Source organism: Phascolarctobacterium succinatutens, from assembly GCF_958453765.1.
GTDB classification, from domain to species: Bacteria; Bacillota; Negativicutes; order Acidaminococcales; family Acidaminococcaceae; genus Phascolarctobacterium_A; species Phascolarctobacterium_A succinatutens_B.
Window position 1 is genome coordinate 1 of the sequence record NZ_CAUDZA010000016.1, and the last position, 16,844, is coordinate 16,844.

The 16,844-nt window shown below is 48.2% G+C and carries 2 protein-coding genes; one reads left to right on the forward strand and one right to left on the reverse strand.

The annotated features are described in order from the left end of the window. On the reverse strand, positions 1-15,721 hold a 15,721-nt coding region (locus tag Q7Q81_RS07260; protein WP_304274887.1), incomplete at its 3' end, for a hypothetical protein. Between the two features lie 396 nt (positions 15,722-16,117). Here Q7Q81_RS07260 and Q7Q81_RS07265 point away from each other — a divergent pair. Then, complete coding sequence (locus tag Q7Q81_RS07265; protein WP_304274896.1) at positions 16,118-16,837, forward strand: LytTR family transcriptional regulator DNA-binding domain-containing protein; 720 nt, start codon at positions 16,118-16,120, stop codon at positions 16,835-16,837. The last annotated feature ends 7 nt before the right edge of the window (positions 16,838-16,844 follow it).

The window sequence follows — 16,844 nt, forward strand, 5'->3', positions numbered from 1 at the left end:
TATCTACCTCGTTGTTGGCAGTTACGTTCTGCATTGTTACGCTGCCACTCTTAGAATTAAGAGCTGCCTTGCCAGTTTCTGCAGTAACGTCGCCGTTGGTTGCAATATTCCCGTTAGCGTTTGCAATTACGTTGTTAAGCGCATTCACTATGCTATTCGTTGTAATGCGTCCGCCTGCATCCAGAGTAATGTCACCATTGTTAGAGGTGAGATTTCCGTCTGCCGTAATATCTTGCGCTGCATTGATATCTACTGCATTCTTGGCAGTTACATTACCGATGGTTACAACAGAACCCTTCTTAGAATTAATGCTTATATTATCAGATGCATTCAAATCAGCGCCACTAGCCGTAGTAATATCACCATCTGCCTTAACAGTAATATTACCGTTATGCGCATCATTGTACTTAGAAGTATTGATGGCTGAGTTAATGGTTATCTTGCCGGTATTTGCCTGGTAGTTCTCTATCAGCACATCACCCTTGATATTAGAATCAGCAACAGTAACCAACAGATTATCCATCGTACCGTTAAACCTGGTTACGCCATCTACTACCAGTATACTGCCTGCATCCTTACCTTTAATGCTCAGATTCTTCACATTGTTCTGCTGGCTGAGCAGTTGCTGCATCTTGCCAGATTCAACAATAAGATTATCTACAGTAATACCCGTAGCTGCTGCATCCTGCATCACGGTACCAGCAGCATCCAATTTCAGGTTGTTATTTGCACCATTAACCGTAATGCCACTGCTACCAAGAGAAATATTGGCATTAGTAGAAGTAATTACGCTATCAGCGCCAAATACCAGCGTGCTGCTGTTAAGGTTTACGTTGTTGTCTGCAGTAATGTTGCCTGCGCCGCCAGCAGTAATGCTACCAGTTGTTACGTTCACATCTTTACCTGCGTTGATATTGCTTGCACCGCTTGCAGTAACAGTACCTGCGTTCAGGTTAACGTCATTGCCTGCAGTAATGTTGCCTGCACCATCAGCAGTAATGCTACCGGTTGTTACGTTCACATCTTTACCTGCGTTAATATTGCTTGCGCCACCTGCTTTAACAGTACCCGCGTTCAGGTTAACGTCTCCGCCTGCAGTGATGTTGCCTGCGCCGCTAGATGTAATGCTACCGGTTGTTACGTTTACATCTTTACCTGCAGTGATATTGCTTGCGCCGCCTGCGGTAACAGTACCTGCGTTCAGGTTAACGTTTTTACCATTAACATTTACATCGCCACCTGCATTGATGCTGCCGCTAGTTTCACCGTTATCGAAGTTAACATTGCCCTTCAGATTGAGCTTAGCATTTCCTTTAGCAGTAATGCTGTCAACTACCAGGCCTGCATCCTTCGTGCCTGCGCCCTGCAGGTAAACAGAACCATTATCTGCTTTAGCGTTAATCACAGCGCTATTTTCCAGAATACGGATACCGTCATCAGCTTTGCCGATATTGCCGTTGGCTGCCTGCAGGTTAATGCTGTTGGCGTTCAGATAACCGGTATTCTTGCCTGCTTCCGTAGTCATCTGCATACCATTATCTGCCTTGAGCACCAGCGTACCTGTTGCTGCATTCTGAATTGTCAGCACCTGCGCCGGCTTGTTGCCTACAGCCGTCTGATGCAGATATACACCGTAACCGGTATCGGTATTAGCTTCCAAATTACCGCTGATATTAGTCTTGATGAAGGCATCCTTGCTGCCTACATTGCCCTTGCCGCCCTGGATAATAAGGTTATTGGCAACAATGCTGCCGTTGTTCATGCGAACGCCCTTATCGCTGAGCAGCTTAACATCCTGCGTCGTGTTAATCGTACCGGAAATATCCAGCATCGTATCCTTAACGCCTGCCAGATAAACATTACCAGTATTTTCAGTTTTACTGGTGTTGGCCTGCAGATTCAGCTTGCCGCCATCTGCCAGCTTTACAGTAATCTGACGCTGCTGACGAACCTCAATTCTGCTGTCAGCATCATTCCAGGTAAGGTCACCGGCCTTAGCCTGTGCCAAAAGCTTAAGATTATCCAAATTGCCCATATCCTTGTAGGCAATGTTGGTTGCTTCGCCGTCGATACCGATGTTCTTGCCTGCGCTCAGGCTGATGTTCTTGCCCTGAACGTTGGCATTATCTACCGTCAGTACCTGGCCGGGTTTTGCATTCAGCACGCTGTCCTGAATAGCGTATAGCAGCTCATTTTTACTCCAACCATAGGCAGTGCTGTTATCAACCTCAGCGTACATCTTAGCCCAGTCCTTAACGTCCTGGCTATAGTTTTTGTCTTCGAAGGCTGCTTCGCCATTAGTTTTGTAAGCTTCTGCCAATGCCTTGTATTCTGCCAAAGCTGCATTCTGCGCGTCTTCAGTATATTTCTTATCTGCCATAGCCAGCTGCTTTGCCCTGTTTTCCAGTGCCTGCACACGCTCACTCTTGGCTGCCGCTGCAGATGTTGCGCTTTCTTCTGCCTTGTCATTACTGTTAATCAGTCCCAGCTCCTGCCACTTTTGCAGCTTGCTTTCGCTGTCGGACAAGGTGCTGTCGCCTACTACGTCGATAAAGCTGCCGCTGGTTGTGAGGCTTACATCACCATTCTTGCTGGCAATATGACCGATACGCATATCACCATTGCTGTTGGTCAGTATAATATCGCCATAAGCATTGGCATTTACGCTTGCAGACATGGTATCACTGCTGGTCAGCGTCTGACCGGGAGCAATCGCTGCGTTGATTGCACCAAGAGTGGTGAAATCAATGCGGTTGCCGTTCAAAACAGTGCCATCTGCTGTAGTAATGTCACCTGCTGCGTTGATTACCAGGTTGCCGTTTAAAGCTCCCTTATTGCCGCCGACAAATTGCAGCTTGCCGCGGTCGGAATTAATGCTTACGTCACCAGTCGTTGCTTCAATATTCAGCTTCGCCATGTTGCCCAACGCACTGTGATTGATGCTGATACCTTTGGCTGCTTTAGCAGTCAGGTCATCCGCGTCAACGCGTGCACTGCCAACAGAGCTAATAGCGCCACCAATGCTGTTTAAGGTAACCTTGCCGATTGCGCTGCCGTCAGCCTTAGTTGCATTGCTGATGTTGCCTGCAAGATACATATCCTTGGCGCTGGAAACGCTGATGTCACCGCTGCCGCCGGTCATGAAGCCAACGTTAATCGGCTTATCGCCCTTAATTGTATAGGTACTGCTGGTGGAATGCATCTGGGTTTCAGTCCAGGTGTAGGTGCAATTGCCATAGCCGAAGATTTTGCCTGATAAACCGGAATATTTCTTGTTTTCGACAACAGGAGTGTAAGTTGTTGCATTAGGATCATTATATTCCTTAGTCGTTACACCATATTCCTTGGCATTATTGTTCACCTTGATAACAGTACCTTGACCAAGCGGATCGGCGCCAGTGATACTGGTGGAAGAAACCTCCGTCTTACCATTCTTAACCTCTTCATTCTCGACAAAGTCCTTGGTAGTGCCGTATTTAATCAGACCCCAGAAAACGAAGTCCTTCTTATACTGCCACTTGACAATCTTCTTGTCGCCGGAGGTACCGCCAGTCCAGTTGATTGTCATGCCTTTAGCCGGTGCATAAGTAGTAGTAGCACCATTAACCTGCGTTGTGCTGCTAGAAATCACGTTACCTTTATTATTAAGCTTGGTTGTTTTAACGGACATCTTCTGCCCATCAGTAGTGTACTCAGTCAAGGTATTCTTCTGCGTATCCTTAATGCTGATGAAACCGGTGATATCCTTATTAGTGATTTTGTTCACCCGCAAATTGCGGTCTGCATTCGTAGTATCAATCGCAATATTGGCAGTACCGTCCATTGCCAGCAGCTTGCCGCTGCCAGTGCTCGACAGTGCGCCGGTAATATAAATCTTACCGCCGTTAGGCTCAATTGCTTCCGTCAGCAGCTCCTTAGTTGCGGGGTTATAGTAAACCTTAACAGTATAGTCATAAGCGCCAGTTTTTGAGTTATAAACTGCGCCGGCCTTTGTGCTTACGCAATACTTCTCGTTGGACATAACATACTGATCTGTAAGCGCAGTCTTATTAAGAGCGTAGGCCTTATCCAGGTTACTGATTTTTTTATTAGATTTTTTATCAAGCGTAACCTTGAATTCCTTGTATCCGCTCTGTACCAGGCCATCCAGGTTAACATTCAGGCCGCTGACATAAACGTTGTTGCCTGCAACAATACCGCTGGATTTGTTAACGCGGTAATTCTCGATCTGCTTAACCTCATCATCACTAAGCCCAAGCTCGGTCTTATGCTCAATCAAAGCTTTCTTATAATCATCGTAGCTGCTGATATTGCTCAGCCAATCAATCGTAGTCTTGCCAGCAATAGCCTGTTGGGAAACATAGCTTTGAATCTTTTTGGCAATAGCATTGCTGAACTGGTACTTGGTTACCGGGTCGCCGCCGATAAGCAACAGGCCCTTGCTGTTCTGCGTTACCGAGCCCTTGTCAGCCTTCAGCTCGATGTTACGCGCGCTGATATTGGCATTGCCGTCTACGTTGATATTGTAATTGCTGTTTTGGATTAAAACGTCACCGGCGCTGTTCTGCACAGTACCAAAGATACCGATATCAGGCTTAGTCAGTCCGTTGGTAGATGTGCCAGTGCTCTTGACAGTAATCTTCGGATCAGCGTTAGTGCCTGCAGCAGTATTCATTGTACCATTGAAGCCAGCAACACTCTTTACCTCGGCATCGTTGTAGCGGATTACGCCACCCTTATCCTTAATAGCCAGGTTGTTAATCTTCAGGTACAGGTCACTGCTGTTATTAATCGTCAGGTTATTGGCACCCTGCGCCGTCAGGTTGCCGCTGCCCTGCAGCTTATCGGCTTCGATGTTGATGTTGCCACCAGAAACAACGATATCCTTAACATCAACTGCCGGCAAAGAAATCTTATCGAAAATACTCTTGTAGGTTTTGCCACCTTCTACTCTGGTCTTGACAAAGCCATTCTCCTCCATCTGGGTGAGGATGCGCTCTCTTTCACTGTTCAAAATATTATATTCGCCAGAATCAGAAGCATATTGTCCTAAGAGATCATTAATTTCCTGCAAACGGGCATAAAGACCATTTTTCAGATCAACCACATCTGCAACAACATTCTGCTTGGTATTGAACCAATCCTGACCTGCACCAGTTTCAACCTTGATGCCGCTGAAGTCTATGCTGCCGTCTTTAACAACCTTACCATCCTTATATTGCGGCTGTATAACGTTAGTGCTGCCACTTATAGTAAGCTCCAGATTATTATGGATGCCTGCGCGTACCCTTTTACCGCTGGCAATATCCACATAATTGGCAACTGTTTCGCCCGGAGTTACCTCGCCCAAGGCGGTGGAGGTAACAGAACCGCTACCGCTCGTGCCCTTATAGAAGTTGTATTCGCGGGCGGAGGTCGATACGGTGGTCATACCCTTGCCAGCCTTGAAGTTGACGTGACGTACACTGTCGATATCGCCGTTGATGCTTACCTGATTTTCCTGCGTCATCGTGTTCTTGGCTTTCGGAGCAGTAGCCAGAGGAACTGCCGTCTTGTTATATGCATCCGCCAGCACGTTGTAGGTCAGCGAAGAGGTGATGCCGTCCAGGTTTGCACCTGCGTAAATATTTACATCATTGGTACTGAGTATCTTACCATTAGTAACGGTAATCTTGTTGCTGCGGTTCAGAGTGTTATCTGTTTTGGCAGAAGCTGCACCCACAGCACCGCCCTGGGTATCAGCAGTAGTATCGAAGGTTGCAGTGGTTTCATCGGTTGCCGCAAGGGTGATATCCTGATCAGCCTTCGCCGTCGACAGATTACTGCCAGTAACATTGATGCTGTTGTTATAGGTGATAACATTCTTGCTTGCTGCGATAGTAACAGGAACAACGCCGGCAGATTTAAGCGTATTACTGTAATTCATCTTGCCGTCGGTATAAGCAAGCGCCTCAATAGAGCCTGCGCTGCCGGTACCGTTCAATGTTGCATTGTTGATGTTTACGCCAGCAGTGTATGTCAGATCATTGTCCATATCATTAACGTTGACACTGCCGCCGCCATAACCGCTGCCCTTCAGGTCAACGTCATGGTTCAGCGTGTTGTTGGCAATGTAGGACTGCTTGCCACTGGTTGTAATATCGCCTGTTACGTTGATATTAGCGTTATGCGCAACCTTGTTTTTAATTTCTGTGCCGCTGGCACCGACAACAGCCGCCGTCAGGGAGTCCGCCAGAATATCCAGCTTATCCGCATTGTTAGCAGCAACCTTTAGGGAGCCTACACCCTGCCATTTGCCGCTCACATCAGCAGTAGTATTGGTAATAATCTCATTCTGCGACCTTGCAGCAACAGGGTTGAAGCCTACAATACCGCCGCCATAGCCATTGGCATCATTGTTTACTGCACTGTAGCCGGAGCTGCTGATGTTTACAGAGCCCAGGCTGTTGTATACATTCTCTTTAACGCCCGCTGCCTTTACGCTGGTCGTCAGGTTCGTCTTGGTATCAGACCAGTTGCTGCCGCTGGCAATATAACCGCCCACTGTTACACCCAGGGTATCTGCCGAAATAACCGAAGCATTATCAGCCTTGAGCTTCAAAGCGTTGACATTATACTGCTCTTTGCCCACATCAACGTTAACTGTCATATCATTTTCTGCATAAGCAGTGTTGAAGCCTGCAGCGTATTGTCCGGAGGCAGTAGCGCCGATTGTCTTGGCGCTTACATTATCTACAACATATTCGTTATCGTTCTTGTCCTTGGCAGTCTGAGTTGTTACGTTTGCCGTAATCTCTACGTTATCGGCTGCAAAGCTACTGCCGTCCGCAATTTTTGCTTCTACCGTACCGCTGGCCTTAGCCTTGGATACTGCCACGCCTGCTACCGCCAGCAGACCGCCGGTATAAGCCTGTGCCTCTGCGCGTACTGCAGGCTTATTTGTTGCATTCAGGCTTACGCTGTTACCCAAGAAGCCGGAAGCACCGGTTATATTAACCTTGCTGCTGCCTGCATCCGCAGCGAGTGCAACAATGCCCTGCGCCGCAGCAATGCCAACCATGCCACCATAGGTTTCGGCGGTGATGCTGTTGGCTTTGACAGAAGCAACGTCAACCTTGCCGATATTATAATATCCATTACCGTAACTGTACTCTTTGCCGGCAATCAACTTGCTGCCGCCAATAGTTACAGTATTATCGCTATTATTTGTAGCATTAGTTACCAGCACACCGCCAGCCACAGCGCCCGCAGTTGCGCCGATGGTACGTACTGCTGCACTGCTGGTATCCTCTGCCTTAACTGTCAGCGTACCTCTGGAGCTGGCATCGCCTGTAGCCTGAACCGTACTGCTGTTAATAGTAATAGCATTAGCGCCATGCAGACTGTTCTGCGCGTAGGCAGCACTGCCTGCGAAAGCAGCGCCTGCTGCTACCTGATAAGCATCAATCTTGGATGTGCCGTCCTGCGCACTGCCAAGCGTTACATTCTTGCCGCTAAGCTTGCTGTTATTGTTGATGGTTACGCCGGTCTTGCGTTCTACATCCAGCACTGCAACAGAAGCGGCAATGCCATTGCCTGCAATACCTGCTGCCACCTGCGCCGATATCAGCTTGGCGTCAACAGTACGCTTAGCATTAACCTTCGTATCGCCTGTTGCCTGCAGCGTAGAATTGCTTACCTTCGCCTGCACGCCAGCAGCCTTGCTGCTACCCTTGCTGGCAGTAGTACCGGGGCCTGCACTCAGCTTCTGGCCGTTGCTGTCGGTATATTTATCAAAGGTCATACCTGCAGCGTTAGAACTGCTCTTGCCGTCTTTATCAGTAACAGTGCCAACAGTTCCCTGTCCTGCAATTGCAGCATTCGCTTTATCGAGAATATCTTTCGTATTAAAGGTTGCCTTTTTATCACTATCCGTAGTTTCGCTGTCGCCATACTGGTCTGCAGCTGCTGCGCCAATCGTGGTTACGCTGACGTTCGCACTGTAGCCATGTCCGCCGAGAGCAGCGTTTTCCACCACCTGCTTAACGTCCAGCTTTTCAGTTGCTGCTACGTCGATAGCACCGGCAGTAATCTTGCTGCCGCTGATTTCGGTGATAACGCCTGTGTCAATCGTGTTCACGCCTACGCCAACGGCAACGCCTGCAGCGCCAACAGCATCTGCACCGTTAACAAAGCTTGTCTTCACTCTGTTATCTGCCTTCGCTGCGAAGGTGCCTTGTTGTGCTTGCAGGTTGCTGTTATCCTTCACCAGCGTGGAAACAGTATTGTCCAGATTATTTACAGCAACGTTCAGGCCACCTGCAACCATGCTGGCAGCTACGCCAAAGACTGCCGTTGTCACGTCAGTCTTGTTGGCAGCGTTGACAGTAATATCACCTGTTTCAGCCTTTACATTGCTGCCGCTCAGCTCAGCAACAGTCTTGCTGTCATCGTCTACTACGCCAATGCCTGCGCCACCGGCAGCGCTCACGAGCGCGCCGGAAGCTGCGGCAGCAGCGCTGCGCAACGTAATATCGTTAACGTGGTCAGCAGTAATTGCCAAACCATTATTCGTACCCTGGATATTCTTAACTGCAGCAGTAGTTTCTGCGTCCAGCTTAGCAACCGAAACGGTGCCTGCGCCGGCTCCGGCGCCATAAGCGCCGCCGGCTGCGGCAATACCGTAGGAGTTTGTCGACATTTTCGCCTTATTCAAGGCAGCGACGTCAATGCTATTGCCGTTGACAAGCTTCTTCGCACTGCCACCGTCAATCATTGCCGTTACATTTCTGCTGACAACGCCGGTATCAGATGCCAGACCGAAGCCTGCACCACCATCAGCGCCACCGCCTACACCCAGCGAACCTACATGGCTTTCGCTCTTGGTAGCATCGTTTGCTGCTACATAAACGTCTGCCTTGCTGCGGTCGGTCAATGCTGCATTAATGCTGCTATCCGTTACCTTGGCATTGGTTGCGCCCAAAATACGGTTAACAGTAACCGTACCTGCTACGCCCACGCCAACGTCCGCACTTACTGCCACACCGCCGCTGATTGCTACATTCGTCAGCTTGTGCTCCGCATCAGCCGCAATAATAACGCCTTTGCGAGTTTTATCGCTGACTACATTATCATTATCCTTATTGCGTTCGTTAACAGCCACACCTGCATCATTGCCTGCTGCCGTCAGCTCTGCATTATTAACTATGCTTTCAGTAGTACCGCTGATTTCATTGTAGGCTACGCCCATGCCAACGCCGGCCTGACCGCCTGCAGCCACACCAAAGGCACCTGCAAAATTCTGCAGGGTATCCTTGCTCTTGGCAATTACGGCCAGTGTGCCGTCTGCATTAATCTTGGCACCGTCAATCGCAGCCTTGGTATCGTTCGCCAACAGGTTTACGCCGATATTACCGGCAATACCTGCAGTTTTGGCAACACCGCCAGCTACGCCGACAGAAAGAATGCTGCTGTCAGATTTAGCTTCAGCTGTGAAGCCCTTAACCTTGTATTCACCATTGGTAACATTAGTATTGGTATCAGCATCGAGCTGGTTAACCGCAATACCTGCACCAATCGCAGCGTCTTTAGCACCAGCAGCAACAACGGCAACGGTAGTAATCTTACCCTTGCTGTCAGCAGTAGCCTGCACAGTCGCTGCATTATTCTTATCCTTATTGATATTGGTATTAACAAGCTCTGTATCGGTATCCTTCTTGATCATAGCAGCAGAGCCTGCGCCACTGAAGGCCACATTACCGGTAGTAATGGAGGTACCTACGGAAATAGTCGTCAGCGTAGATTCATCTACGGCATTGACGCTAATCTTGCCATCTTCAGTAGTGGTAATATCAGCATTATTGATAGCAGCCTTGTTGGTTTGCTTTTTCTCGCCAGCGCTGCCGGTGATATTGCCGATTTCGTTATAAGCTACGCTGCCGCCAGCCGCAAATTTAGCATTGCTGCCTGCGCTGACGCTTACCGCACCCACTACTGCCAGCTGGTTGCTGTCATCCGAGGACTTCACTGCCACCTTACTCATATTATTGAGCTTCGTACGTCCACCATCAGTTTTCGCATTTTCGCCGTCATATTTGTCAATAACAGCTTCTACATCATTACGACCGCGGTTAACAACAACCACGCCATTCAAAGCATTGGCCGTACCTGCGGTAACTGCTGCGCCGACGCTGTACACGTTACCCTTGTTGGCTGCATCTACAGTAAGAATACTGCTAGCATCATCATTCGCGCCGCTGATTTCGCTGCCCTTGACATACGCACCTGTGGTATTGTTCAGGGAATTGTAGGCAACTGCCAAACCTGCGCCCACCTTAGATTTGGAACCGGCAGTAACACCAATCTGTCCTGCAACATTCACTGCCAAAGCACCGCTTTCGGCCTTTACATCAGTTTTAGGCGTAACAAGTGTGCTGTTTTCAACAGCTGCCGTAATATCGTTGTTCAGCGACTGCCAGTTAGCACTGCCGCCTACGCCGAAGCTGCCTGCAGTTCCGGCAACACCGGCCGCAAAGCCTGCCAGTACAGTATGGCTTGCCGCATTAACGTTCGTGCCGACCAAATCATCACCGCTGCCTTTGCCGGTAGTCGTAATATTGCTGTCCTTAATCTTAGCATTATAATCATTGTCAATATCGCTGACAGTTACAGATGCAGCTGCGCTGCCGCCGTCGTTACCGGTGGTAACGCCTACGCTTACCGCGCCTGTAACAATCACATTGCCGCCGCGGGTAATATCAACATTGGTAGGCTTATCGCTGTCGCCGCTTTCATCTGCTGCTTCCTTAACCTGCGCCAGGTAGGCAGAGCCATCAGCATCGAGGCCGCGTTTTTTGAGATACTCAGCCTGCGTATTAGCAGATTCCGCTGTATCATAGGCTGCAACATTCAGGCTTTCGCCGGTCAGTGTTACGCCCTCAACCGTTGCATTGGCATAGTTATCCAATTTATTGTAGGCGGAATTTCCGGAGAAAGCATAGGAGGTCTTAGCGCCGCCTGCTACACTCACGTTGGCAGCTACGCCAACCTGCGTCATATTGGTAGTCGCTTTGACATCAGCAGTAGTAATCTTGTCGTAGGTGCCACCTAAAATGGCCGCCTGTACGTCATTCTTCAGCGAACCGTAGGCCACAGTCGCACCGCCGACAAAAGCGTTATCACCACCAATAGAAAGGCTGGTGTTCACGCCGCCGGTTATCTGGATATCGTTATCAAAAGCTGTATTGGTAATAGAGGTTGCACGCTTGTCTTCACCGCTGACAGTATCGGTGTTCACCTTATTATTCTGCAGCAGTGCATAAGCAGTATTATCTGCAATATTTACCGACGCATTGACAGTAGCAGCAATATTAGTGCCGCCATTGCCGCCGGAATTCTTCGCCAGCGCCAGGCCCAGGCCTGCAGCTGCCAGCGAGCCGGATTTTTGCGCATTGTTGATAATCGCAGCAGCGTTTTCAATTTCGCTGTTGCTGATTACCGCCAAGGTCTGCGAATCAATATCATTTACAGCAACAGTACCGCCAAAGGCTGCATTATGGCTGTTCGCATTATTGTCCTTAGTCAGCTTCTTCCAGGAGATGCCTGCAGCACCACCGGCAGCCACCATCATAGCAGTGTCCTTGGCAGTTACAGTGATAGTTTTACCGTTAGTAGCATCCTTGGCAATGTTGATTTTAACATTGTCCACAAGCGCACCGGTATCGCCATCCAGCAGATTAATTGCTGCGCTGCCTGCACCGGCAATAGTTACGGAGGACTGCTGCCCGGACGGAGTAGCTTTAGGTGTCTGGTCAGTAGGCAGTACCTTCTGCGCTTCGGTCTGACGGTCCATCAGGCCGTTAATTTTGCCTGCTACCTTATGATCAAGTGCATGGAGCTTATTTGTAAGAGCATTAGTCTTGTTGCTTACGAAATTACCCAGCTTGTCAAAAATACCAACTTCACCACTGTCATCAGCAGTAGACACGCCACCGGCAACAGCTACGTTGATAATTCTGCCGCCGGTTTCAGCATTAACCTTAAACGAGCCTGCATTGATAGAGCCTTTAGTATCAGCGGCCGTCTTGGAGCCGAAGAAATCTGCCTGCTCGGTATAATTCTTGCCATCATCTGTGCCCTGACGCAGACCGGAAGCATTCTGCACCAGCTGCTGCAGAGTTGCACGTTTTTCGGCAGCAGTATTCGCCAGCTTTTCGGCTTCCTTGCTGCGGTCCGCATTTGCGTCCTCGCCCAGTTTATCACCGCTATCGCTGCCGCTTTCGCCCTGCTCAGTTGTAGCCTGCGGAGGAGCAGTATAGCCATTATCACCAATTGCCGCATAGGTATAGCGGTCAAAATTGGTAATCGTTGCTGCCACACCGATGCCTGCAGTTTCGCCCATAGCCACAGCACCGGCTGCGCTATAAACATTAGTATCATTCTTAGCATTGAGGTTGACTGCGCCAGTGCCTGCGTTGATAACAGCTTCGTCATCTACGGAAACAAGGCTATTGCTTGCACCCTCAAGGTATCCCACCATGCCGCTGACGCCGCTGGTTGCGCCTTTACCTGCAGCAAGCGACAGCTGAATATGGTCAATTTTATTTTCTGTGCCTATATCTATAGAACCTGCAGTCAGCTTAGCTCCCTGTGCTACCGCAACAAGGCTGTTGGCATCAGCCAGGCCAACGGCAAAGGTTCCGCCAGCTGCGTTTTTACCACCGCCATTAAGGCCGAGCTTACCTGCCAGCGATACATCAAACTGCTTCGATGCAGCCTTCATTGCCAGCTTGTCCGTTGCAGTAATGTTAGCGTTCTTGCCGATTAATACGCGTGCATTATTGCTAATATCCGTTGCTACTGCACTGCCTGCCAGCGCAATTGTAGCAGGCTTCTCGTTTTCGCCCGGGCCATTTTTACCACCGTTAGCACTGCCAGCCGAAAAGTTGAGATAGCTGTTGGGATTAGCAAAGGCTGCAGCCGCACTCACTACGTTAAGCGGACCTACAGCAATATCCGTTGCTTCATTGCCCAGTGCACTGGTCAAAGCACTGCAGGCATTAGTGAAATCTTTATACTTTTGCCCACTGAACAGATCCATAAAATCTACCTGTTCATCTCCGTTGGAAGAGAAGCAGTTATCCTTAGCGTATGTGAAGAATGCTTCTGCCGCTTTTTCAAGAGCATCTGCCTTAGCATTAATATCATCATGGTTAGTGCCTGTGTAGGCAGCCTTAACCTTGGCGCAGGCATCCTTAACCTCCTGCACCATGCGATTGATACGATTATATTCAAAGCTGCTGTTGGCCGCAATATTTACCTTGCCACCGGTAAGCGTAACGTTAGTAGCATGTGCTTCCTCGCCGCCGGCAACTGTCACGGTTGCAGTATTATCCAGCTTGCTGTAAAGCACGGACGCATTAACAAGTGCTTTATTACTAGTATCCTTGTCATAGTTATTGCTCTTGCCGGTAATTTGTATCTGGGTATCCTGAATAACGCTTTTGGCAGTAATATCAAGATCATTTTTGGCAGTGAGCGCAACACCTTGCCCAATTTTAACATCAGCAGTATTGCTTTCCACTGCAACGCCCACGCTGACGCCGGTGCTCATGAAATCTGCCAGCTTATCCCAGGGCTTAGGCTCCGTCGGCGTAGAAGGAGTAGATGGTGCGTTAAGCTTATCCTTCAGCTTTTGCGGCGTGTACTTGGCGTTAGCCAACCAGTTTTTAATACCGCCCAAAGCTTTATCCTTAGCTCCGCCTTCGCCGATAAGTGTGTCAAGAGTCTGAGAGCCCTTAATATTGGTAACAAGCTTCTTCATAAATGCCGAAGAGCCCATAGCGTTGTTGGCAATGACAGTATTATCCGTCAAAACATTCTCTGCATTAACAGACAGGCTTCCCTCTTTACTGCTTACGTTGCCATTAATGTTGACATCTGCCTTGCTGTCATAATCGGTTACGTTGATAGCGGTAGCGACTACGGCCTTTTCACCCGTGCTTACCTCTGCCTTGGTAATCACACTGTTCACAGATTTCGCTTCAATATTAACGTCCTTTTGCAGCTCAGTCATCTGCGCAGTCTTACCAATGGTAACACTGCTCTTGTTGTCACCCGTAGTGATATTCAAAGCTACATCACCCAAATTGGGATTTTCAGAAACATCCATAGTGGTGGCCTTGGCTTCGCTGTTCACCTTGCTGTCGGCCAAGGCAGTAACAGACGCGCCGCCCTTAGATTTAAGGGTGCCGTCTATATTTACTGCTGCCTCATTATTTGTTTTGCTGTAGGTTACGGCAGCCGCCGGGATGATATTGGTGCCTGCCACGTTCATAACCTTCAGTAAAGCAGTGCTGGCACCTGCGCCAGCTTCCACGCTGCTGTTCGCCTGGATATTCAGCGCTGGCTTTACAACCTTGCCCTCGCTGCCAACAGTATCACTGCCGGTGGCGTTGATAACAGCGTCCTGACCTACATTGACCTCAGCCTTGCTGTTCAAAACTGCATAGGAAGCATCAAGATTTGCTGTGAGTGCGCCCACGATATTAGAAGTAATGTTGCTGGCGTTCAGCACACTGCTTTCCGCGCTCACATAACGGTTCACTGCATCGGCAGTAATATCAACCTGCTTTGCTTCAACCTTGCCATCAACATTGACTGTGGCATTAGTAGTAACAATCTGCCCATAAAGATGGGAATTGGTAGTAGTGGAGGGACTATAATTTTCTTTATATTGGTCGGATTCTTCAACTACAACATTATTCAATGCCTTCGCGCTCAGCTTGGCATTGCCTGCAGCCTTCACCTCAGCGCCATTTGCAACGGTAAGCTCGGCTTCCACCTTAGCGCCGGAAATTTCGCTTAAGTCATCAAGCATTTTGTAGTTATCATTATAATTGTTAGAGGCTGCGAGGACGATATCACCGCTGCCCGTTTTTTTCGCAGTAAGTGCAGTACCAGACAGACCGGATTTAACTTTATTAGTATTAACAATATCCTTAAAATTAACAACTCCAGTACGAATAGACGCACCCGTTGCCGTTGCGCCTGCAGCTACATCACCTATAGTATTTTCACTTACATTTTTGCCCACGCCAATCTTGGCAGCACGCAAATTAACCGCGTTAACAGCATTAACCTTGCCTAATACGCTGATGGTGCCGCTGGCATTGATGGGAATCTTGGCAAAGCCTTCATCCTTGATTATGGTATTAAACTTATCCTCGGTATCAAGTTTCTTATAATCATCAAAAGCAGTCTTAGTCGGCGTAGCAACGTAAAGCGCACCAGCATTAATTACACCGGTTTTGCCCACTGCCATACCGTCGGAGCTGAAGAAGAAAAGGTTACCGCCAATCTTTTTGTTCTGAATCGCATTGACTGTACCGTTGATATCAATACGTGAATCAACAAAGTTGACCAGATTACCAACCTTGCCGTCTTTATTCTCACCAAAATACATATTGGCAATATTATTAGCGTCCAGCTGGAACACAGCAAACTTGTTAATTGCTACGTCTCCGACTACTTTGCCGGCAAATACGTCAGCAACACCATTATTAAAGCTGACACCGGGACCATTATCAGTTCTGGTAATCGTGCTCGCCAATGCAGCTACAGGCTGCATTACAAAGCCAATGGCCGTAACAGCGCTGACAATTTTCTGTGCAGCGGAATCTTTCGCAATAGCGCTCAAGCTGAGCCTTTCTGCGCTACGCAAGAACTTACGATTGACCTTCATCTTAGTTTCCCTCCTTATTAATGCCTAGCCGATATGCATAAAAAAGCAATAATTTTCTGAATTAATCTTAGAGCATCCTCTGCGAAACAGCAATTAACTAAAGGTTATGACCACCTGCTCGCAGTAAGATATATTCTATTAATTTAATGGAACAAAACATATAGTTAAGCATAAGGTTATACTTAACCTTATACTTTAATTATAAAGCCATCTTCTCTTAACGTCAATAATTTAATAAGTTTTTTTATTATATGAGTGATTAGGCCGTTGATTGGCCAATTAAATCATCTAAAGTTCAATAGTAAATTGATTTTAAGATAATTTATTGTCTCATCATGCATCCTGTGCTATAATTAGAACAATAAAATCAGCCAATGCTAGAAACGGAGGAACAACATGACTGACTGGAATAAGTGGCTTAAAAAGAGAGAGCTTTGTGCGGATAATATTCTCTATGTCTATCGACGTGACCGCAAAACCATCATCCATCGGGAGGATGGCGAGGAATTTGAGCTGTTCGCTCCCGTATATACACTTCTAGCGCTCTTCCCGGAGGATGCCTTTCTGAACATCAACAAAGGAATTGCTGTGAACAAAGCACGAATCGTAGATATCAGCAGCGAAGGCGTCTATACCATATCTGACGGGCAAACCTTTCAGGGACGCAAACGCAACCTCAGCGCCCACCGCCAGCTGCGCAAGCAAATGGGTATCAATGCTCTGCCGGACGCACAGCCGCAGGCAACACCCATGAGCTTTCTGGAAAAATGCACCCTGCTTGATGACATGCCTCTGGCATATTGCATCATCGAGCTTGTTTTTGATGCCAATGGCCATGGTGTAGACTTTGTTTTCCGTTACTGCAATAAGGAAATGGCACACATTGAGGGAGTTCCCGTAGAAGAAATGCTAAACCGTTCTTTCTATGAGGTTTTTCGCAATGGTGACAAAAAATGGCTGGTGACCTATGCTGATGTGGCCCTCAACGGAACAAAACATATTATCCACGATTACAGTCCGGAGATAGGCCAACAGCTCAACATTTACTGCTATCAGCCGGAGCAGGGTTTTTGTGCCTGTATCCTGCAGGTTGCTGATAATATTGATCATGAATAACAAAGGA

Bases quoted from the DNA above. Each gene is read 5' to 3' on its own strand.
- Q7Q81_RS07265 (WP_304274896.1), top strand. From the start codon at position 16,118: ATGACTGACTGGAATAAGTGGCTTAAAAAGAGAGAGCTTTGTGCGGAT.